This window comes from Sporosarcina aquimarina (genome assembly GCF_033253705.1).
In the GTDB taxonomy this organism is placed as follows: domain Bacteria; phylum Bacillota; class Bacilli; order Bacillales_A; family Planococcaceae; genus Sporosarcina; species Sporosarcina aquimarina.
The window spans coordinates 116,057-137,711 of sequence record NZ_JAUBDH010000004.1 but is presented as its reverse complement, the minus strand read 5'-3'; the positions used below and the strand labels follow the sequence as shown (position 1 = coordinate 137,711).

24 protein-coding genes and 1 riboswitch are annotated in these 21,655 nt (G+C 43.5%); of the genes, 11 read left to right on the top strand and 13 right to left on the bottom strand.

Annotated features, from left to right (window positions below):
• Window positions 1–38 precede the first annotated feature (38 nt).
• Together QT716_RS07825 and QT716_RS07820 are read right to left on the bottom strand one after the other, a co-directional pair.
• The gene (locus QT716_RS07825; protein WP_317935505.1) at window positions 39–368 is read right to left on the bottom strand and encodes a hypothetical protein; all 330 of its coding nucleotides are present in this window, start codon (window positions 366–368) and stop codon (window positions 39–41) included.
• Window positions 369–495: 127 nt separating this feature from the next.
• Window positions 496–675, bottom strand: a complete 180-nt coding sequence (locus tag QT716_RS07820) for a hypothetical protein (RefSeq protein WP_317935504.1) — start codon at window positions 673–675, stop codon at window positions 496–498.
• 222 nt (window positions 676–897) lie between these two features.
• On the opposite strand from QT716_RS07820, the gene QT716_RS07815 reads away from it, so the two are divergent.
• Window positions 898–1,290, top strand: coding sequence for a thiol-disulfide oxidoreductase DCC family protein (locus QT716_RS07815; protein WP_317935503.1), 393 nt, complete (start codon window positions 898–900; stop codon window positions 1,288–1,290).
• A gap of 52 nt (window positions 1,291–1,342) precedes the next feature.
• On the opposite strand, the gene QT716_RS07810 is transcribed toward QT716_RS07815, so the two are convergent.
• Window positions 1,343–1,699 carry a DUF779 domain-containing protein gene (locus QT716_RS07810; RefSeq protein WP_317935502.1) on the bottom strand — a complete coding sequence of 119 codons (357 nt, stop codon included), beginning with the start codon at window positions 1,697–1,699 and terminating at the stop codon, window positions 1,343–1,345.
• Between the two features lie 24 nt (window positions 1,700–1,723).
• Entirely contained in the window at window positions 1,724–3,265 is a 1,542-nt protein-coding gene (gene adh, locus QT716_RS07805; RefSeq protein WP_317935501.1) for an aldehyde dehydrogenase, read from the bottom strand.
• A 290-nt stretch (window positions 3,266–3,555) separates the two neighbouring features.
• Between adh and QT716_RS07800 the strand changes: the two genes are divergently transcribed.
• The 5 genes from QT716_RS07800 (at window position 3,556) to QT716_RS07780 (ending at window position 8,946) form a co-directional block, all read left to right on the top strand.
• Window positions 3,556–4,713, top strand: a complete 1,158-nt coding sequence (locus QT716_RS07800) for a S1C family serine protease (RefSeq protein WP_317935500.1) — start codon at window positions 3,556–3,558, stop codon at window positions 4,711–4,713.
• 119 nt (window positions 4,714–4,832) lie between these two features.
• Entirely contained in the window at window positions 4,833–5,534 is a 702-nt protein-coding gene (locus tag QT716_RS07795; protein ID WP_317935499.1) for a response regulator transcription factor, read from the top strand.
• The gene (locus QT716_RS07790) at window positions 5,531–6,967 is read left to right on the top strand and encodes a sensor histidine kinase (RefSeq protein WP_317935498.1); all 1,437 of its coding nucleotides are present in this window, start codon (window positions 5,531–5,533) and stop codon (window positions 6,965–6,967) included. Before QT716_RS07795 ends, QT716_RS07790 begins: the two co-directional genes overlap by 4 nt.
• Before the next feature lie 102 nt (window positions 6,968–7,069).
• Window positions 7,070–8,500 carry a SulP family inorganic anion transporter gene (locus QT716_RS07785; protein WP_317935497.1) on the top strand — a complete coding sequence of 477 codons (1,431 nt, stop codon included), beginning with the start codon at window positions 7,070–7,072 and terminating at the stop codon, window positions 8,498–8,500.
• A 26-nt stretch (window positions 8,501–8,526) separates the two neighbouring features.
• A complete protein-coding gene (locus tag QT716_RS07780) occupies window positions 8,527–8,946 on the top strand; it encodes a universal stress protein (protein WP_317935496.1) in 420 nt (139 codons plus the stop codon).
• 57 nt (window positions 8,947–9,003) lie between these two features.
• Here QT716_RS07780 and wrbA read toward each other — a convergent pair whose 3' ends face one another.
• Together wrbA and QT716_RS07770 are read right to left on the bottom strand one after the other, a co-directional pair.
• Window positions 9,004–9,615 carry an NAD(P)H:quinone oxidoreductase gene (gene wrbA, locus QT716_RS07775; RefSeq protein ID WP_398292817.1) on the bottom strand — a complete coding sequence of 204 codons (612 nt, stop codon included), beginning with the start codon at window positions 9,613–9,615 and terminating at the stop codon, window positions 9,004–9,006.
• 106 nt (window positions 9,616–9,721) lie between these two features.
• Window positions 9,722–10,918, bottom strand: coding sequence for a DUF3238 domain-containing protein (locus QT716_RS07770; RefSeq protein WP_317935495.1), 1,197 nt, complete (start codon window positions 10,916–10,918; stop codon window positions 9,722–9,724).
• 90 nt (window positions 10,919–11,008) lie between these two features.
• Window positions 11,009–11,116, top strand: a riboswitch (TPP riboswitch).
• 116 nt (window positions 11,117–11,232) lie between these two features.
• Here QT716_RS07770 and tenA point away from each other — a divergent pair.
• From tenA to thiW, 5 genes are read left to right on the top strand one after another with little or no spacing between them, the layout of a single operon-like run.
• Window positions 11,233–11,919, top strand: coding sequence for a thiaminase II (gene tenA, locus QT716_RS07765; protein WP_317935494.1), 687 nt, complete (start codon window positions 11,233–11,235; stop codon window positions 11,917–11,919).
• Window positions 11,916–12,725: a hydroxyethylthiazole kinase gene (gene thiM / locus QT716_RS07760; protein ID WP_317935493.1), complete on the top strand. Its 810-nt coding sequence runs from the start codon at window positions 11,916–11,918 to the stop codon at window positions 12,723–12,725. Before tenA ends, thiM begins: the two co-directional genes overlap by 4 nt.
• Complete coding sequence (thiD, locus tag QT716_RS07755) at window positions 12,722–13,561, top strand: bifunctional hydroxymethylpyrimidine kinase/phosphomethylpyrimidine kinase (RefSeq protein WP_317935492.1); 840 nt, start codon at window positions 12,722–12,724, stop codon at window positions 13,559–13,561. Before thiM ends, thiD begins: the two co-directional genes overlap by 4 nt.
• Window positions 13,548–14,201 carry a thiamine phosphate synthase gene (gene thiE / locus QT716_RS07750; RefSeq protein ID WP_317935491.1) on the top strand — a complete coding sequence of 218 codons (654 nt, stop codon included), beginning with the start codon at window positions 13,548–13,550 and terminating at the stop codon, window positions 14,199–14,201. The genes thiD and thiE overlap by 14 nt, the downstream gene beginning before the upstream one ends.
• Window positions 14,201–14,695, top strand: a complete 495-nt coding sequence (gene thiW, locus QT716_RS07745) for an energy coupling factor transporter S component ThiW (protein WP_317935490.1) — start codon at window positions 14,201–14,203, stop codon at window positions 14,693–14,695. The genes thiE and thiW overlap by 1 nt, the downstream gene beginning before the upstream one ends.
• A gap of 105 nt (window positions 14,696–14,800) precedes the next feature.
• Here the strand turns inward: thiW and QT716_RS07740 are convergent, their stop codons facing one another.
• From QT716_RS07740 to QT716_RS07710, 7 genes are all read right to left on the bottom strand, one after another.
• Complete coding sequence (locus QT716_RS07740; protein ID WP_317935489.1) at window positions 14,801–15,343, bottom strand: histidine phosphatase family protein; 543 nt, start codon at window positions 15,341–15,343, stop codon at window positions 14,801–14,803.
• Window positions 15,344–15,439: 96 nt separating this feature from the next.
• Window positions 15,440–16,276 carry a dimethylarginine dimethylaminohydrolase family protein gene (locus tag QT716_RS07735; protein ID WP_317935721.1) on the bottom strand — a complete coding sequence of 279 codons (837 nt, stop codon included), beginning with the start codon at window positions 16,274–16,276 and terminating at the stop codon, window positions 15,440–15,442.
• A 200-nt stretch (window positions 16,277–16,476) separates the two neighbouring features.
• On the bottom strand, window positions 16,477–17,820 hold the full coding sequence (locus tag QT716_RS07730; RefSeq protein ID WP_317935488.1) for a D-serine ammonia-lyase: 1,344 nt from the start codon (window positions 17,818–17,820) through the stop codon (window positions 16,477–16,479).
• Between the two features lie 29 nt (window positions 17,821–17,849).
• Window positions 17,850–18,467 carry a response regulator transcription factor gene (locus tag QT716_RS07725; protein ID WP_317935487.1) on the bottom strand — a complete coding sequence of 206 codons (618 nt, stop codon included), beginning with the start codon at window positions 18,465–18,467 and terminating at the stop codon, window positions 17,850–17,852.
• 6 nt (window positions 18,468–18,473) lie between these two features.
• Window positions 18,474–19,622 carry a sensor histidine kinase gene (locus QT716_RS07720; RefSeq protein ID WP_455431224.1) on the bottom strand — a complete coding sequence of 383 codons (1,149 nt, stop codon included), beginning with the start codon at window positions 19,620–19,622 and terminating at the stop codon, window positions 18,474–18,476.
• A gap of 76 nt (window positions 19,623–19,698) precedes the next feature.
• Window positions 19,699–20,751 carry a fatty acid desaturase gene (locus QT716_RS07715; protein ID WP_317935485.1) on the bottom strand — a complete coding sequence of 351 codons (1,053 nt, stop codon included), beginning with the start codon at window positions 20,749–20,751 and terminating at the stop codon, window positions 19,699–19,701.
• Between the two features lie 148 nt (window positions 20,752–20,899).
• Window positions 20,900–21,640 carry an SDR family NAD(P)-dependent oxidoreductase gene (locus QT716_RS07710; RefSeq protein ID WP_317935484.1) on the bottom strand — a complete coding sequence of 247 codons (741 nt, stop codon included), beginning with the start codon at window positions 21,638–21,640 and terminating at the stop codon, window positions 20,900–20,902.
• Window positions 21,641–21,655 lie beyond the last annotated feature (15 nt).

The following is a 21,655-nucleotide window of genomic DNA, read 5'->3' as shown; positions in this document are numbered from 1 at the left end:
CAGAGTGAAGTTACTCTGCTGCAGGATCTTTTCTTACGTTATCGTCTTCCCCAAGGCATTGGTCCAGGTCCCATCGGAGGTCGTTGAGGACCCCATTGCCCCATTCCTGGTCCGTAACCAGGCATTGCTTGAACCGTCTGTCCTGCCATTGTTTCATTCACTTCTGTGTAGTAATGGCGTGGGATTTGAACTGTATGTTGGCGGTTTACGTTGACGAACGGATGAACTACTGGCAACTCCTGTGGCGAGAACGTATCGTGGAAACGGTATTGAGTTGGGCAGATAACTGGTTGTGCCTGATTGTTACAAGGCTGCATCGGCGGCATTGGCTGTGGCTTCATGCAGCGGTTGTGATTTTGTTGCATCATCTTCATCACCTCCTCCCTCCATTACATGCAAGTTAGCATCTAGAGAACGGGCTCTCGCCTTGAAGAGGGAAAAATTGATGGAGAAGTTTGGTGTTTCAACACAAAAAACCTTCCAGAGGGAAGGTTTTTACTGATAGTCTCTTGGTAGTTCGTGTTCATCGAACCCTTTTTCTAAAGGAAGTTCCGGACTATGGTCAAGGAATCTGCTAAAGTCTGGAGCCCCTTCCCCAATCATGTGCAACATAGCGATGTAATCCATGTCGGTGCGTAAGTTCATTTCATCTGGATGAATGTTGTGACGTTCCACTTCGATCACCTTCCCTTAATGTAATCACAGAGGGGGACAATCAACGGCGAAAAGAGTAATACAGCCAAACAGACAACATTTTCTCAGCTATATTCTATCATGTTCGCACTAGAATGTAAAGATTATTCTGTTTACTATATCTATTCAGAACTTCAGAATTTGTTTCAGCTAATTTGATTTCGGTTATAGTAAGGATAGTAACCATAATAAGGAGGATCATTTATGAAACGAACGGTGTTATTCGATGGTGAATGTAACTTTTGTGATGCAAGTGTTCAATTCATCATAAAACGTGATCCCTACGAGCACTTCCAGTTTACTTCCCTTCAAAGTGAAACAGGACAGCAACTTTCCAAGGACTTCGGAATCCCCGAAGATGTAGACAGCTTAGTTCTTATTGAAAAAGGCAAGGCCTATACAAAGTCAGGGGCAGCGCTTCGGATCGCAAAGAAACTGGATGGACTTTGGCATCTTGCGTTTTTGTTTATCCTCGTGCCCTCGCCTATCCGAGACGTTGTGTATGATTTTGTAGCTCGCAATCGATACAAGTGGTTCGGTAAAAAAGAAGAAGCTTGTATGCTTCCAACACCTGCTGAGCGGAAAAGGTTCATTTGATTTCCCTGTTAACATAACAAAGGCGGCACCCATTATCAGGGTGCCGTCTTTGTTACGTTTGTAGCTGCGCAACCTCTTCATCGGTAAACGCACGTGAACGGGTAAGAAACCTTTTGCCTTCTACTCTTTCAAGTGAAAACATGCCGCCTCTTCCATCCACGACATCTATAATCAGCTGCGTATGCTTCCAGTACTCGAATTGACTCCGCAACATATAGAACGGAACACCGCCAATCGTTCCAAGAAGCACATCTTGGTCCCCTACGATTAAGTCCCCTTCCGGATAACACATAGGCGATGAACCGTCACAGCAGCCTCCTGATTGGTGAAACATCAACGGACCGTGTTTTTGTTCAAGCTGCTTGATCAACGCCAGCGTCGCTTCTGTCGCAATAACCCGCTCTGTCATTTGTTGCTCACCTCACTCGTTTGCTTAAAAGAATCCTTGCTTTTGTTCACTGTAGCTGACGAGCATATTTTTCGTCTGCTGATAATGCTCAAGCATCATCAAGTGGTTTTCTCGTCCGATTCCAGAAGCTTTATACCCGCCAAACGCTGAGTGTGCTGGGTAAGCATGGTAGCAATTCGTCCATACGCGACCTGCTTCAATACCACGTCCAAAACGGTACGCCGTATTCATATCTCGTGTCCAGACACCCGATCCAAGTCCGTACAGAGTATCGTTTGCGATTTCGAGCGCTTCTTCTTTTGTCTTGAACGTTGTCACTGCGACAACTGGCCCAAAGATTTCCTCTTGGAAGATGCGCATCTTATTGTGACCTTTGAAGACTGTTGGCTTGACGTAATATCCTTCTGCCAAGTCGCCCTCCAACTTATTTTGCTCGCCGCCAGTCAGACACTCGGCGCCTTCCTGCTTTCCGATGTCAAGGTACGACAAAATCTTCTCCAGCTGTTCAGTGGACGCTTGCGCACCCATCATCACTGTTGGATCAAGTGGATTTCCGACTTTGATTGCCTCGACCCGTGCCAATGCCTTTTCCATGAATTGTTCGTAAATGGATTCTTGGATAAGCGCACGCGATGGGCATGTACATACTTCTCCCTGGTTCAATGCAAACATCACGAATCCTTCTACTGCTTTGTCGAGGAAGTCATCGTCTTCTGCCATGACATCTTCAAAAAAGATATTCGGTGATTTTCCACCCAGCTCAAGTGTAACTGGAATGATATTTTGTGAAGCATACTGCATAATCATGCGGCCAGTAGTCGTTTCTCCAGTAAATGCGATCTTACCAATTCGCGGATTAGACGCCAGCGGCTTTCCTGCCTCCAGACCGAATCCATTCACAACGTTCAATACGCCCGCCGGCAATAAGTCCTCTATCAATTCAACGAGTACGAGAATGGAGGATGGTGTCTGCTCAGCTGGTTTCAGGATGACACAGTTCCCTGCAGCAAGTGCTGGTGCAAGCTTCCAAACCGCCATAAGAATTGGGAAGTTCCATGGAATAATTTGCCCAACAACGCCAATAGGCTCATGGAAGTGATAGGCAACTGTATCATTATCGATCTGGCTGACGCCGCCTTCTTGAGCACGGATTGCTGATGCAAAGTAACGGAAGTGGTCAATCGCCAATGGCAAGTCGGCATTTAACGTTTCACGAACAGCCTTCCCGTTCTCCCACGTTTCTGCTACCGCAAGCATTTCCAAATTTTCTTCCATCCGGTCAGCAATCTTTAATAGAATGTTAGAACGTTCCGTTACTGATGACTTCCCCCAAGCATCCTTTGCAGCATGTGCTGCGTCGAGTGCAAGTTCAATATCTTCCGCAGTGGAACGTGCTACTTGCGTAAACACTTTTCCTGTAACTGGTGTCGGGTTGTCAAAGTATTGTCCGTTGACAGGAGCTGTCCATTTACCATTTATGAAATTATCGTATCGTTCCTTGAAATTCACCTTTGCACCTTCTGTATTCGGGTTTGCGTAAATTTGGTTCTCAACTTGTTGTACCATTTCCATTCCTCCCATTTCTGCAAGTTTAGTAGAAAATCGATGCATGTACATTGCACACAAGAACACTCTATGTCGTGGTGCTCACGAGCATGAGTGATATATGCGCTTTCATTTGGAAATAAAAAAATTCTGTCATTACAATTATATCTGACTAATCGGACTATTACAATTTTATTCTACTATAGAAATCTATTCTTAACATTAATAACTTGTTAACGGCTCGGTAATAATTTGTTCATAATTTCGATTTACACTTACTTTATCAACAAAACGTAAAGGAGCGAGAGACAATGAATACATCTAAGAGTAAATGGTTGTTATCTACAGTAGGAGCAGGCGTGCTTGGTTCAGCGTTAACGCTTGGCACAGTTATGAATACAGATGTTTTAAAACAAGACAGCGGGATTCAGGCAGCTTCACAGTCGGAAACTACTACACCTTACAACGTCCAAACTACAGGCGCAACTTCTCAAACTTCGTTATCTGATATGGTGGCAGATGCTTCGAAGGCTATCGTGGGTATCGATAATTATCAATCCGCAGGGAATCGTTTTGCAGGTTCTTCTGAATCTCAAAAAGTAGGAACAGGATCTGGTGTCGTTTTTAAAACAGAAGGATCAGTAGCTTATATCATCACAAATAACCACGTAATTGAAGATGCCTCTAAGTTAGGGATTACGACAGCAAGCGGTGAAGAAACAGAAGCTACCCTTGTTGGAACAGACCCACTTACGGATCTGGCAGTCCTTAAGATGGACAAAAAGTATGCTGAAGGGATATTATCATTCGGAGATTCTTCAAAACTTCGTGCCGGTGATGCAGTCGTTGCAATCGGGAACCCACTGGGTCTGGACTTCTCGGGTACAGTGACCCAAGGGATTGTGAGCGCACCGACGCGTTCAATCGATGTAGAAACATCTGCAGGTAAATGGGAGATGGATGTCATTCAGACAGATGCAGCCATTAATCCAGGAAACAGCGGCGGCGCATTATTAAACTCTGCCGGAGAATTGATTGGGATTAACAGCTTGAAAATCTCCCAAAATGGCGTTGAAGGATTAGGCTTCGCCATTCCAAGCAATGACGTACAGCCACTTGCTGAGAAATTGTTGGAGGATGGTAAAATCACTCGACCGTATATCGGTGTTGGTCTTATCGATCTTGCTGAAGTGCCTGAAATGTACGTGCAAGATATACCGGATAGTGTAAAAGGCGGTGTAATGGTCGGCAATGTCGATTCTGCTTCCCCTGCTGGAAAAGCTGGATTTATAGAAAAAGATGTTATTACTGAAGTGAATGGTAAAGAAATCAACTCTTCGACTGCTTTGCGCAAACTTCTGTACACAGATCTAAAAGTAGGCGATCAAGCGAAATTCACGATTTATCGTGACGGCAAACAACAAGTGATCAGTGTGACTCTTTCTAGTAATGCCGATGTCGAGAAATAAGTTTGAGGTCCGCTGTTCAGATACCTGCCATTCAGGGTCTGGACAGCTTTTTCATTGGACAAATGTGTTGCATGAACAGACATTTCCCGATAGCTTTAAAGCAAAGGAGGCGAACTTCGTTGAAGATTCTTGTAATTGAAGATAACGAAAGTGTGTCACAAATGATCGAGTTGTTTTTTGAAAAAGAAGGCATTGATGGCGAGTTCGTCTTGGACGGGAAAGAGGGTCTGGAACGGGCACAACAACATACATGGGACTGCCTAATTATCGATTGGATGCTTCCCTCTATGGATGGTGTGACGATATGCAGGGCCCTACGAAAAGAAGGAAATGACGTACCAATTATTATGCTTACTGCAAAAGACGGCGAATCTGATCAGGTGCTTGGTTTAGAGATGGGAGCAGATGATTATGTGACGAAGCCTTTCAGTCCCCTTGCGTTAATGGCGCGTATTAAAGCGGTTACCCGCAGACGAACTGCAAAGGAATCGGAATCGGAGGCAAATCAAATACTTCAAACGGCTCACTTTCGTGTGAATGAAAACGCCCGCGAGGTATTTGTCGATGGTACTGCTGTAGAAAACTTAACTCCGAAAGAATATGACTTGCTCGTATTTTTCATCCGCCATCCTAAACAAGTTTTCTCAAGAGACCAATTACTTGAACGTGTCTGGGGATTCGATTTTTATGGGGATGATCGGACTGTGGATGTTCATATTAAACGGTTGCGAACTAAAGTTTCTGGTATTGGTGCGTCAGTGCTGCACACCGTTTGGGGAGTCGGTTATAAGTTTGACGAATCGGAAGGGGCCTCCTCATGAAAGTGAATTACTTTACTCAGCAGTTAGTCAGTCACGTCAGTGTGATTGTTGCTGCTGTCCTTCTAGTTGGGCTACTCTTTTCACATTTCTTCGAACAGTACGTTTACGATACGAAAACCGATGAGCTCGCACAATATGGCCATGCATTGCTCACTGACATCGACCGCGGACCGAAGCCTTCTCAACAAACACTTCAATCTTTCGGACAAGTGCTCAATAGCCGTGATATTCAATATAGTTTGTTCGATGAAAACTCGAAAATCATCTATTCAACTGGGCTAAAAACTCCCTTAATTGAACTCAATGAATCGGAATGGACACAACTACAAAGCGGCAAAACTGTTTCAGTACGGCAAGAACAAAGCCGTTTTGACCAATCCGTTACGTTTGTACTGCTTCCTTACTTTCAAGGACCACAGTTTGTCGGCGGTGTTCTGCTTACCTCCCCTATTGAAGGTCCTCGTGAAATTATTTCACAGATGAATCGATACTTAATTTACGCTGCATTGACTGCACTTGCTGTTGCTGTCATTTTGAGCGGCTTACTTTCCATCTATCATGGACGCCGCATTAAGCGTTTACGATTGGCAACTGCGGCAGTGTCTGAAGGGGACTATTCCGTTCGAATTCCTGAAAGCGGCCGGGATGAAATCGATGCACTCGCATCTGATTTTAATACGATGGTTCATGATTTAGATAGTTCACACGAAGAAATAGAGAATCTGGAAAATCGCAGACGCCAGTTCATGGCGGATGTTTCCCATGAACTCAGAACGCCTCTAACTACCATCCGAGGAACGATTGAAGGTCTGCGCAGTGATTTAATCTCTGAGAACGAAAAAGGTAAAGCATTACAACTGGCCAGTGGAGAAACGAAACGATTGTTGCGTCTCGTCAATGAGAACTTGGACTATGAAAAAATCAGATCTAACCAAATCACGCTTATCAAGCAGCCGATTCGTGTTCTGGAATTATTCGAAGTCATTCGTGAACAATTGGAACCTGCAGCTGAAGCGCGCGGGACAACAATTCGTATCCAAGCGCCCGACACATTGACTGTTCATGCTGACTATGATCGACTTACTCAAATCTTACTCAATATTACGAAAAACAGTATCCAGTTTACAGAAAGAGGAGAAATTTCGTTATTGGCGAAAACAGATAACCAACACGTCATACTGGAAATCCAAGATAGCGGAATCGGCATGGACGCTGAAGAAGTTGAAAAAATTTGGAGCCGTTTTTATAAAGCAATCGATTCACGTACTTCTAATCCTTATGGTGAATTCGGGCTTGGTCTTTCCATTGTGCGCCAACTTGTGGCCATGCATGGCGGGACGATAGAGGTTGCAAGTGAGAAAGGTCACGGTGCGTTATTCACAATCCGCCTCCCTATCGTACCTCTAGGATTCTGCGATGTGATTTTTAACTAATTCAGCGCCAGCCATTTATTGTAGTAGACCCTCGTGATACACTAAAGCGATGCAGTACGTCGAAACGAACCTGCAACTTTTTCTCTAAGGGAGTCTATAAAAATGGCATCATATTTAAAACAAAATTGGTTCTCGAACGTGCGCGCCGATGTGCTGGCTGGAATTGTTGTAGCCCTCGCACTCATTCCTGAAGCCATTGCTTTTTCGATTATCGCAGGCGTCGACCCAATGGTCGGATTATATGCTTCTTTCATCATTGCTGTGGTAATTTCTTTTACAGGAGGACGTCCAGGAATGATTTCAGCAGCCACTGGATCGATGGCCTTGCTAATGACACCGCTCATTCGTGAGTATGGTCTTGATTACTTACTCGCTGCGACGATACTAACGGGTGTGATACAAGTGATCTTTGGCGTCTTTAAAGTAGCCAAGCTGATGAAATTCATTCCCAATGCAGTCATGATTGGATTTGTAAATGCCTTAGCGATTCTAATCTTTATGGCACAAGTTCCGCATTTCCTTGGCATTTCAACCATGACTTACGTTTTCGTTGCGATTACATTGCTTATTATCTATATTTTACCTAGATTTTTCACTGCAATTCCTGCACCGCTTATTGCGATTGTCATCTTAAGTATCGTTGCAATCTACTCTGGAGCGAATTTACGGACTGTCGGGGATCTTGGTACAATTACTAAATCATTACCTAATTTCTTAATTCCCGATGTCCCATTCACGTTAGAGACTTTGATGATTATCTTGCCTTATTCAGTGGCTTTGGCGATTGTAGGCTTACTGGAGACGTTACTTACTGCAACTATCGTAGATGATATGACTGCTACGGATAGTGAAAAAAACAGAGAAGCACGCGGACAAGGAATTGCTAATTTCATCAACGGATTTTTCGGAGGCATGGCTGGCTGTGCGATGATTGGCCAATCTGTTATTAACGTTAAATCAGGAGGCAGAACGCGACTATCAACGTTTGTCGCAGGCGCATTTCTTATGTTTTTGATAATCGTATTAGGAGATTTTGTTGTTCAAATTCCGATGCCAGTTCTAGTGGGGATTATGATTATGGTATCCATTGGGACATTCGACTGGGGTTCGTTCTCATATATTAGAAAAGCACCTAAAGCAGACGCATTGGTGATGCTGACAACCGTTATTATTGTTGTCGCGACGAATGACTTGTCTAAGGGAGTAATTTCAGGAGTCGTGTTGAGTGCGGTTCTATTCGTTGCTAAAATTTCTAAAATTCATGTCGATCGAATTATTGAAGAGGATGCAATCCGTTACGCTGTACGGGGACAATTATTCTTCGCGTCTGTTGAAAAGTTTCACGAGTCATTTTCAATGGATGAAACAGCCCATATAATCATTCTCGATTTCACGGATTCTCAAGTTTGGGATGACTCGGCTGTGGTCGCAGTCACCAAAGTGACGGAAGCTTACAAGAGTAAAGGCAAGGACGTATCGATAATAGGCTTAGGAGAGTCCAGCAGGCGGCTGCTCAATGAGCTTATGGCCTGACTTTAAGGATAAATGGGGTGGCAAAGATGTATCAGAAGATTTTGCTTGCAGCAGATGGTTCCGAAAACTCTATTCGGGCAGCTAGAGAAGCTGCACGACTTGCAAACTGTTCAGACGACTCCATAATAACCATTGCTTTTGTCGCAGACTTTGACAAAGCAAAGGAATCTGTACTCCATGCAGAAAGTAAAGATTCCCTCGAACTGAAGCGGAGAAAACAACTCAAACCTGTCGAACTGATTTTACGTGAGTATGATGTGCCTTACGAAATCAAAATCTTACACGGGGACCCTGCACCAGTACTGATTGACTTTGCACATGCCGAGTTGTTTGACCTCGTTGTCATTGGCAGTCGCGGGCTCAATTCATTCCAAGAAATGATTCTGGGAAGCGTCAGTCATAAAGTAATGAAGCGACTGCACTGTCCTGTTCTGCTCATCAAATAAGAAAACCGCCGCCCACAATTGGGTGGCGGTTTTTCTATTAGTATTGCACTATCTAAATTACTCCATATGCTGAAGCGCTTTGGCCACGGCAACGGTTCTCTTTGCTTGATAATCCACTGCCGCTTGAATCGCTTTCCGGTCGGTCTTCATTTCGCCGTCTTGGTCAACTGCTACACTCGTCCCGTAAGGATTTCCTCCGGCTGCAAATAATGCTGGATCGGTGTAACCAGGTGCGACAACAATCGCTCCCCAATGGTACATCGTCGTGTACAGTGACAAAATCGTCGCTTCTTGCCCGCCGTGTTCGTTCTGTGCGGAAGACATCGCACTGACTGCTTTGTTGGCAAGTTTACCTTGCGCCCACAGACCGCCAACAGTGTCGATGAAACTTTGTACTTGTCCTGGGATGTTACCGAAGCGGGTTGGGATACTAAAAATAATCGCGTCTGCCCATTCCAAATCTTCAGGTGTTACTTCCGGTATGTCTTGGGTCGCTTCATGATGCTTTTTCCAAGCAGCATTCGATTCAATTGCAGCAGCAGGTGCCGTCTCTTTTACTTTCAACAACTTTACTTCGGATCCTGCTTCCTCTGCAGCAGCTGCTGCCCATTGTGCTAACTGATGGTTTGTACCTGTTGAACTATAATAGACGATTGCCGTTTTTGTCATGTGTATCCCTCTCCTTCATTGTCTTGAATTCAAGATAAATATAATTGAATCACGTTACGTTGTCAAAACACTTGCTCAACCTTTCAACATTCAGATGCAGTAATTTCTACATATTTGAATAACGCCAATACTGATAAGCAGTTACACCTGCCATATAGGCAAGCCCTTCGCTTCTGCTTTGATGAACAGGCACCCACTCTGACGCTTTGTCTGAACGCAAATAGACTTCGTGATCAGGAGATTGGTCATGGAAACCTGAAATATCAAATACCCCATTTTTTCGAAATACTGCTTGGACTTCATAATTAATATCAGGAGCGGTGGTGAGCGGATTGCCTACAGCATGTTTCAAGTTAAAACCGACTTCGTCAGATCCGTGTTCTAATCGTTCTATTTGAATCCCTTCGTCAGATGCCGTTTGTCTTTCGCGGACTTTCTTATCTAAACCTAAAGCTACACTCTCTCCCACTTCTTTTGTAAATTTCAGCGGATTGTTCGTGTTCCGGTAATCTACTTCAACTTCAACAAATGTACGGAAGTCTCTTGATTCAGGGTCAAACTTACGATTATCACCTTCAAAATACCGATTCGGAGAAAGTACATTTGGATTTTCCAAAACTTCGTCTTCCAAGAAAGTTTTATAAAGGAAGCGCCATGAATTGATTGAATCCGGATTTCTATAATCTGAAACCGGAATTAATAGCTTTGAAGGAGCTTGAATCGTCTTCATCATCGTGTATCCTTCAACAGATGATTTTTTCTGACTTGTTTTCGGATAGAAGACTCCAAGGACTTTTGCAACAAGGGATCGGGCGTTATTAAATGTCTCTTCTGATTCTGCAATAGAGCGTTCGCAGTATATGGCATACGTTACTGGAGCATGGGTCGGGAAATCCCTGTCAATGAATCGGTTTGCCTCCACTTGGGCAAGCTCTTCTCCATCCCGGTAAATCGTATACATTTCTACATCTTTCAAACACTCCCATGACAATGCTATCTGTGACTTTGCAATGATCGTTGTAAAGACTAGGGATTGCAATGAATTTTCCAAGTTCTTTTCAATAGACAAAGCGGATGTCTGCATGACAATCACGTCTTTCACAACATCTTCAGCATGTCGTTCGATTGTATAGTTGTACAGTTTGTTCGGAGTCAAATCAGTGTCTTGAAAGTCAGCCGATGTACCTTCATAGATATGATTCCCATCTTTGTACACATGATACATCCCTCCCGTGTCATTCCATTCAAACATAATTCTGTTCGGTTCATGTGTAACAGACTTTATTTCAAATCGTTGCGGCATATACACTGCCTCCTTTTACGTAATACTAGTATTTTGCCCTTATTGCCAATTTTTAAAACTATGGTATAGTTGGATGGAAAACTGAAAATGATCGCCCACTGGGGGAGTCTTTGTAAAAGACTGAGACGTGTATGCATATGCGGACCCTTGGAACCTGATCTGGCTCATACCAGCGGAGGGAAGTGGATCGCAAATGGATGAGTCTATTTTTCTGATGGATTCTTGAAAACTTCCTATAACGCGAGCCGCCCCTTCGACTGTTATGTCGACAGGGGCGGCTTTTTTAGTTCATTCAGCGAAAGGGGCGGTTTTAGATGACGTTTTGTGAAGAAGTTCGTACGATTTGTAATGAAAGCTGGGAGGCTAGTTTCAATCATCCATTTATTCAACACTTGGCAGCAGGTACGTTGCCTGAAGATATATTCAGGTTTTACGTACTTCAGGATTCTTATTATTTGAAGCATTTCGCAAAAGTTCATGCATTGGCCGCTGTACAGGCAAAAGACTTAGCAACGACACAGCGCTTTGCGCAACATGCGGAAGAGACTTGCGGAGCTGAAATTTCACTGCATGAAGGATTTTTTGAATTACTTGGTGTTAAGGAAGCAGACATTACAGAATTTGAGGCTGCGCCAACAGCGTACGCCTACACTTCCCATCTATATAGGACTGCGATGAACGGTGATCTTGCCGATACATTAGCTGCACTACTGCCCTGCTATTGGCTGTATTACGAAATCGGTGAGCGGTTAAAGAACGCTAAACCAGATCATCCAATCTATGATAAATGGATTGCGACTTACGGGTCCGAATGGTTTGAGAAAGCGACACGTGAACAAATTGACCGCATGAATACACTGGCAGGAGCTGTGTCGGCAGAGCGACGTGAAGAGCTAAAAGCACACTTCGTCAAGAGCAGTCACTATGAGCTTCAATTCTGGGAAATGGCATGGACTCAACAACAATGGCAAGCAGTTTCAGAAACGGAGATTCAAGTATGATGCGACGTCAAACAATACTTAAAGAACTGCGTCAAGCAAATCCATTAGTACACTGCATCACAAATATAGTGGTGGCGAATTTCCAAGCGAATGGTTTGCTGGCTCTCGGCGCCTCTCCGATTATGGCGGATTCCTTGGAAGAAGCAGCGGACGTCGCAGCACTTTCATCGTGCACCCTTTTGAATATAGGTACTTTGAATCCACTCACCGTCGATGCCATGATTGCTGCCGGAAAAAGTGCTTCAGCAAACGGTCGCCCACTAATTCTAGACCCAGTTGGCGCGGGAGCCACGGCGTTTCGTAAGCAAACAATAGTCCACTTGTTAGACAGTTTAGATTTCACGCTAATTCGTGGAAATGCTGGAGAGATTGCAGCGATTGCAGGTGTTGCATGGCAAGCTAAAGGCGTTGACGTTGGAAGTGGTGATGCGGATATAACAGATGCTGCGAAGCAAGTTGCCCGACAGAATAGCTGTTTAGTTGCAGTCACAGGTGAAACAGATATTGTCACCGATGGAGAACGTGTAATTCGAATCTCAGGCGGACATGAACTCATGTCACTTATAACAGGCTCAGGATGTCTTCTGAGCGCAGTTGCTGGAGCCTTCCTTGCTACAGACAGCAGTGATGCGCTTCATTCTGTAGCTGAGTGTCTTGCCTCTTATAAGAAGTCCGGAGAAATTGCAGCCGAGCAATCATTTGGTCCTGGTGATTTTTCTATGAATTTTTTAAATACACTTCATTCCATAGAAGCTCAAGACGTTACTGACGATCAATTCCACTATGTGCAGGAGGTGCATTCATGACATCTGTTGCGTTAACGATTGCCGGCTCAGATAGCGGTGGCGGTGCTGGCATTCAAGCCGATTTGAAAACTTTCCAGGAGCTTGGCGTATTCGGCACATCCGCCCTCACAGCCATTACTGCGCAGAACACACTGGGTGTTCATGCTGTCCAGCCTGTAGATCCAAAGACGGTTGCAGCTCAAATACGTGCAGTGCTCGATGATTTGCCGGTTACAGCTATTAAAACTGGAATGTTGTTTTCTGATGAAATCATTCGAATCGTTGCAGAAGAATTAAAAAGCTTCCCTTCTATTCCACTAGTTATTGATCCAGTAATGATTGCTAAAGGCGGGGCGTCTTTGCTGCAAAACGAAGCAGTTCTAGCGCTATGTAAACAATTGCTTCCTATTGCTACGTTAATCACACCCAACATTCCTGAAGCGGAAGTATTAACAGGGCAATCCATACATTCAGAGGAAGACATGGAAGTTGCTGCAAAAGCTCTTTTGTCCATGGGACCTTCAGCGATTCTTTTAAAAGGCGGGCATCGCGAAGACGTTCCTTTTGCGGAAGATTTGTTCATGACTGCGGATGGAGAACACTTTTTAATGCGGTCAAAGCGGATTGCTACCCCTAATACTCATGGTACTGGCTGTACATTTGCTGCGGCGATTACAGCAGAGTTGGCGAAAGGTCATTCCTTGGAAGATGCGGTTGTGACAGCGAAGCACTTCATTCACGCTGCCATTGAAGATGGCATTGAATTAGGGAACGGTCATGGACCTACTAATCATGCTGCCTACCGAAAAAGCGGCCAGCTGAAAACTAAGGAGGTAGAACTCATTGAGAGAAATTGACTTGCGAGTGTATTTCATCATGGGTTCCTCTAACGTCCAGAATGGAGATCCATTAAAAGTGCTAGAACAGGCATTGCGTGGAGGGATCACTTGCTTTCAATTACGTGAAAAAGGACCAGATGCGCTGCAAGGAGATGAAAAGCTGGCGTTCGCAAAAAGCTGTCAGCGATTGTGTGAGACTTTTGGAGTGCCATTCATTGTAAATGATGATGTAGAACTCGCTATTCAAATTGACGCGGATGGCGTACATGTTGGACAAGATGACGGATGTGCTTCTGAAGTGCGCAACAAAATAGGGAAACAAAAATTATTAGGTGTTTCTGTACATTCCGTCGGAGAGGCAACCGCCGCGGTTAGTGCGGGTGCGGACTATATAGGGATGGGCCCAGTTTTCAAGACCGACTCCAAAGCAGATGCAAAACCAGTCGCAGGTACAACTCGAATCTCAGAAGTAGTTTCACTTATTCCCGACCTTCCGATTGTTGGGATTGGCGGCATTACAGCTGACAATTTGGATGTTGTGATGAAAAGCGGTGCTTCGGGGATTTCAGTCATTTCTGCAATTGCAAGTGCGGAAAATCCCGAAATAGCTGCTCGTTCAATTTTAGACTCTGTTGAGAATACGAAGGTAAGTAGTTAATGGGTACACGGAAGCTTGCAATTATGGCGCTGCTCGTTTCAATTGCGGTTGCAGGATCCACATTTGTCTCTTTCCCTGCAGGAATTGCACGGGCATATCCGATTCAGCATGCCGTGAACGTAGCTGCCGCTGTATTTCTTGGCCCAGTCCCTGCAATGATGATTGCAGGTGTAACGGCAGTTATACGAGTACTGACAGGGACTGGCTCATTACTGGCTTTTCCTGGCGGGATGATTGGTGCGGCTTTCGCAGGAATCTTGTTTCAAAAAACGGGCAGGATTTGGACAGCCGCTGTCGGAGAGATGATTGGAACCGGACTCATCGCTTCATTACTCGCGGTCCCCTATGCCGCAGTTTTAATGGGGACATCCGTAGGTGCTTTCTTTTTCCTCCCTCCCTTTTTGGTTTCAAGTATGAGCGGAGCCGTTATCGGTGGGATATTAGCAAGCCGTTTGCTGCATCATCCAATCGGAAGGCGGCTGCAACAATTGTAAGTTTCAGGGTATGGGGACTTATAAACGATACTCTTATGAGCACTTCTTTAGGTTTAGAAGCGTTTAAATGAAAAAGCAGCCACGAAATTTTGTGGCTGCTTTTGTTTATATAGATTCCATCAGTTGTGTAATTTCCGTTCCGGTATCCGTGATTTCCAACTCATACACGTCTGGATGCCGGATTGCCTGCCAATCATCAAAACCGATTCGATCATTAAAACAGCGCATTAGCAACACCAATAGCAGGCTATGTGTCACCAATACGGTGTGACTGTTGTCAGAAAGTTCCTCAATGACATCACAAGCCCTGTGCATCGCTTCATTCGAAGTTTCTCCATCTTCATAAGATAAGTTCAAATCTAGAAACGTATCCTCAACTTTCAGCAGCCAATCATCAAATACTTGTGAGCTTATTTGGCGTTCTGCTAATCTGCTGTCCTCTTCTATATGAATACCAAGCTTTTCACCAATTTCAGTTGCAGTCTGACGTGCACGCATGAGCGGACTCGTAATGATCCGATCAATTGAACGCCGTTCTAAAAACTCTGCAAGTTGAGATGCGTGCACTATGCCCTTAGCAGTTAGTCCATCATGTGCGGTAAACCCTTCAGCTTCTCCATGATTGACCAGATAAATAATTTTCTTCACCTAACATCCTCCTTCAAATTAAAATTTCTTGTATTGTGTTCCACCTGTTCGTGAAATTCAAAAAAACCGCACCTATAACAATGCGGTTTTAAACAATCAATCATTTCGGACAACTGGCATCGAGCAACAGCGGAATGAACCGCCTGATTTTATAATTTCTGAGAAATCGACTTCAATTACATTAAACCCTTCATTACGCATTGCAGCATTCACCTCAGGGTTTTGAGGCAAACTAAATAATTGACCGTCGCCAATAGATAGCACATTCGTCCCCATCGTGAACTGCTCTTGTTTATTGACTTCGATAAGTTTATACATGGACTCCAGTTTTTTGCGTGTTTCCGCATCAAATGCTTCAGGAAAATATAATCCCTTATCCTCAGACAAGACATTAAAAACACAATCTAAATGTAAATACTTTTCGTTAAATGGTACTCGGATGACTTTGTGGTCAGGCAAGCTTTTTTCAAGATGCTGTACAGACTCTTCACTCGTTCTGCTGCTAATCCCCACAAATACCCGATTACCATCGACGATTACATCTCCTCCTTCGACCCGGCTTTCAGAAATGCGAAACGGAATATTTTCTTGTAACAACCAATTCTGCAAAGCGGCTTCTTCCCCTTTACGAATGTCACTTGCCATGTCCGCAAGAAATAGTCGGTCTCCTACCGTAAAGCCTACATCGCGTGTAAAGACTTGCTCTGGGTAACGCTCAGAAGATGGGAGTTTAATGACTTCTACGCTGTGTTCTTTTAACTTTCTTTCAAATTCTTTATGTTGCTTCATAGCTTTTTCACGATCAATATTTTCATCTTTGTATTTCTTTTGTACATCGTTAATGATATCTTCAATAGCCATATATTTCGGTTCGCACAAAATGACTCTGCGCAATGTATCGTATTCTGTTAGACATTTTGCTGGCGGCATCATCGAGTGTCGTTCTTTTTGATTGTCCAATGCTTCAGTGAGAGGCGAGTTCATAATTGTTCATCCTCCAATTAGAGTTGATAAGTATGTAACTATTTATTCCCTTTGCTATCGTCTTTCAAACGGTTAAACACCTATAATAACCATCCATTTTAGTGCATAAAAAAACAGTTAACGTTTCAAATGAACGCTAACTGAAAAAATTATTTCGCGTTTTTTGTCGATTTCCCAGGAAATAATTCGACATTTAACCCTTGGTTATAGTACTCTTTCATGACTTCTTCAGGCACCATTCCGCCCCCTGTTGACCAAATAAGATGACGTGAAGCAGAAGAGCGGGAACCCACGACGTCTGACGATATAGTGTGAATGGGTCCCATCATTCCTGCAAGGGCAGATGGTTCTGCAGCAATGGATTCAGTATCTGCTAACATGCGGAGCAATCCAAAGAGGGCGGAATCTTTAACTGTATAGCTTCCCTCCAGTAACGGCGTCATAACCTTCCCGACAAAACCCGAAGCACGGCCTACGGCAAGGCCGTCCGCAGCTGTTTGGTTAGTAAGTCCAATTTCCTCAACGCTAATCTTTTCATGCAAGCCTGTCATCATTCCTAATAACATACATGGTGCACTGACGGGTTCTGCGAAGTAACAATGAACTGCATCCCCAAAAGCTAACTTCAAACCGAATGCTACCCCGCCTGGTCCCCCTCCTACCCCACAAGGTAAATAGACAAACAGAGGGTGCTCAGTGTCGATGAGGATTCCTTGTTCAGCAAACTGCGCTGCAATACGCTCACCTGCCACTGCATATCCCAGGAACAAGTCTTTAGAGTTTTCATCGTCTACAAAGTGACAAGAAGTATCTTTCTCTGCTTCTTGCCGGCCTTCTTTGACTGCTTTACTGTAATCATCTTCGTATTCGATCACATTGACCCCTTTATGACGCAACAGATCTTTTTTCCAAAGCTTTGCATCTGCAGACATATGAACTGTCACTTTAAAGCCTAATGCAGCGCTTATTATTCCAATACTTAACCCTAGATTCCCCGTTGATCCAACCGCAATTTTATGTGCTTTAAATAACCTTTTAAACGCGGGTTCTCCAAATTGTGTATAGTCTTTATCCTGATCTATAAGATTGTGCTGGACAGCAAGCGACTCGGCGTGTTTTAGTACTTCGTGGAAGCCGCCGCGTGCTTTAATTGAACCTGATACAGGAAGTGCATTATCCTGTTTGATGAACAATTTACCATTGAGTTCAATTCCTGCAGAATGGCTAAGACGCTCCTGCATATGCGGAATTGCTGTCAATGGAGATTCAATTACCCCTCCGTTTTTCTTTGTTTCGGGAAATTCTTGAGCAAAAAACGGTGCAAATCGCTTTAACCGATCAGATGCATCTTTCACATCTCCAGTCGACATACCCGAATAATGCAGTCCGGTTTCAGAGTCAGTACATTGTGGGTTCATCCACAGAACCTCTTCCTCATTTGCCAGTTGCGTGACGAGCGGGAAATCAGTTTTAAATTCGTTAAATTTCGGCATATACATCCCCCTATCTAAATTTCCCGGTTTCACTTCCCTTTAGACCACCCTTTTTCTTTATAGCGGGTTACAGCTTCTATTCGGCTTCCTGCTGACATTTTATCCAAAATAATTGAGATATAGTTTCTCACGGTTCCTGGTGTTAAGTGTAATACCCCCGCAATCTGCTTAGTCGTTCTACCTTCAGCAATCAGTTCGAGCACTTCTGCTTCCCGATCTGTCAATGGGCTCTCGATTTCACTGTCCTCACCATATGCAATATCTACAAGTTCAGGTGCGTAAATACGTCGTCCAGCCATAATTGTTCGAATTGAATTGACGAGCTCTTCAATAGGGCTGTCTTTCAACAAGTATCCTCGGACACCCGCTTTTCGTGCACGCTCAAAATAGCCCGCACGAGCAAACGTAGTTAAGATTATAATTTTACATGCCTCGGCACGTAATTGTTCGGCAGCTTCCAGTCCTGTCAAAACAGGCATTTCAATATCCATTATACAAATATCTGGTTGCAAGTCTTTTACAAGGTGAACAGCTTCTTCGCCATTCTTTGCTTGTCCAACAACTTCCATATCATCTTCTAAACTAAGCAGCGAACCGAGTGCACCTAATAGCATTCCTTGGTCTTCGGCTAATACAATTCTTATCATGGCCAATCACTCCTTTACGATATGTTTTAATATAGAAGGCACTTCAAATGTCAGTGCAGTACCGCCACTTGCTAATTGTTGGATTTGAAGGGTTCCATTTACGAAGTCTAAACGTTCTCTCATTCCACTCAATCCATTCCCAGGTAATGCATCTGCACCTTCGAGTAAACCAATTCCATCATCTGATACGGTGATGGCATACACTTCAGAAGATGGATGGAAAGTGATTGTACAGCATGTGGCAAAACTGTGTTTCACTAAGTTTGTAACAGCTTCCTTCAAGCACATACTTAATACATTTTCAATAATAGGAGGAATGTCGTGATAGACAGGGTGGCCATCTACTGTCAAGTTAATCTCTGCTGCCCGCAACACTTGTTCAACACGTGACATTTCTTCAGTCAGACGAACTGTACGCATATTCGAAACGAGTTCTCGCACTTCATTGAGAGCGACGCTGGCAGTTTGTCTAATGTCTTGCAGCTCTTTAGCTGCGCGTTCCGGATCACGCGTAATCAGCTTCCCAACCAAATCACTTTTCAATCCGATCAGAGACAACTTTTGTCCAAGTGTATCATGAAGATCCCGAGCAATCCGCTGGCGTTCTGCCACAATAGTCAGTTCTGATATACGTTCTTGCGCATACACCAATTGCCCCTCCAACTTTTCTTGTTTGTTGTGGTTGTATAAGTTGAAAGGCAACAAAACAACGCCAATTAGTGTAAGAATCAAGAAGTGAACTTGTGGTAAAAACAAATTAATTTCAATGAAAAACCCTGCGACAATAGCTCCAATAGTCAATGCAATATGAATCCCGTACATGATGAAAAAACCAACTGGACGCCGGATATTACCTATGAAAAAAGCTGTGAATAATGCTAAATATACATAACCGAATAATAGTGTCAACCCAACGTTAATGGCCATCTCAAACGAAAGCCACATGTACACTAGTCCGCTTTGGGACTTGAAAGAAAAACGATAACAAAGTAAAAAAAGAAAAACCATTAGGATACCAATTGCAATATTGATTGGTTCTGAAGTTCGAAAGATGAAAAAGAAGGGCAACACACAAAAGATCACCCATATGTATACGCTCAGCCACGGATTCCGAGGTAATAAATTGTACCAACTATTCACCGATATCCCTCCCATTCCATTCCATTTCTCTATAGTGTACCGGTTAAAAAACAAAAATGCCATCTCCCCATGAGATGGCATCTGAACTTGCTTATTTTGAATCGAACGATGTCTTTTTAGGTTTTAATTCAATAGACACATTTTTTAAGTTAGCTGCTTTTGCAATCCCGCGAAATGTCACAAACGTCTTACGTTCTGGATCATACAATTTATAACGTAATGATTCAAAACTCTTTTTAATATCGATTGTCGTCGCTTGTTGAAGTGGCGGCGTCAATTCATGTGCCATCTCTAAATTGTAATTAGGGACTCGGGGTGCCAAATGATGTACATGATGGAACCCAATGTTGCCCGTAGCCCACTGAAGAACTTTTGGCAATTTGTAATAAGAACTACCATCAACAGCAGCTTTCACATAATCCCATTCAGTTTCTTCTTCGAAATAAGAATCCTCAAATGTGTGCTGAATGTAGAATAGCCAAATACCGAGTGCGCCAGCAGTAAACATCGTAGTACCTTGAACAATTACAAATGCTTTCCATCCTACAAGCAAAATCATTCCAGTGTAGAGAACTACTAGACAAGCGTTAATGAGATACGTGTTCATACGTTCTTTCTTGCGCGCATCTTTTCTATTAAATCTGCTAGTAATTAGGACAAGATACAGAGGTCCAAACCCAAACATAACAAGTGGATTTCTATAAATACGATAAGCTAAACGTCTCCAGAACGATACTGCTTGGTATTCTTGAATCGTCATGACCCAAATATCACCAACGCCGCGTTTGTCGAGATTGGAACTTGTTGCGTGATGAATTGCGTGTTCGCGTTTCCATTTTTCATAAGCAAACAATGTTAGAACTCCAGTAATAGTGCCAACAATATCATTCGCTTTTTTGTTTTTAAAGAAAGAACCGTGTGTGCAATCATGGAAAATAATGAATGTCCGCACGACAAATCCTGAAGCTACCACACAAATCGCTAGTGTTAGCCATATGGATACTGACAACGCTTGGTACGCTGCAAACCATAGAATGAGTAGCGGTGGTACGGTATTGACAAGTTGAATCACACTTTTCTTTAAATCTGACTTTGCAAATGGTGCAACATTTTTGTGTAGCTGTTTTGTTTTTTCTTTACTCATGACAGCCTCCTGATAAGCGGTCGATTGCTCGGCCGTTACTTAGTACATTCATCTTATAAAGAAAGAAAGCTCCTTAACAGGCATGAATGTCATGAGTTTCATATGACAAGTGTCATATCATGTGAATAGTTTCACAAATATCCTTGTATTATTTCAGCATTCCACCATCGACTTCCAATACGGTACCATTGATGAACGATGCTTCATCTGAAGCTAAAAACAAGTAAGCATTTGCTATATCATCGGCTGTGCCAAAACGCGGAAAGGGGGTTAGCTGACGAAGTTGAGCCACAATCTTATCTGGAATTGTTTTCGTTAACTCTGTTTCAATGAAACCAGGGGCAACTGCATTTGCAGTAATCCCTTTTGGACCAAACTCTTTTGACCATGTCTTCGTCATCCCGATGATTGCTGCTTTAGATGCTGCGTAATTGGCTTGGCCTACATTCCCGCCTGTTCCTGCTACAGATGAAGTACTAATAATACGACCTGATCCACTTTCAATCATGCTTGGTACAAATGCTTTTGTACAATTGAACACGCCTGTTACATTCACATCTAGGACTTTACGGAATGCAGACAGTTCCATTTTCAACGTCATTGCATCCATCGTAATACCGGCATTGTTAATAAGAATATCTACTTTACCAAACTGTTCAATAATTGTTGAGGCCACAGCGTTAACATCCTGCTCGTTCGAAACATCCGCTTTAAAGAAAGCTGCATCGTATCCCTCTCCATGAAGTTTCTCAGCAAGTGTTTCTCCAGCTTTTTCATCCATGTCAATAATTGCAACTTGTGCTCCCTGTTCACAAAAAGATCGTGCAGCTGTCGCTCCAATACCTTTAGCTCCACCAGTGATGACAGCTATTTTTCCAGACACTCCCAAGCGCTACACCCTCTT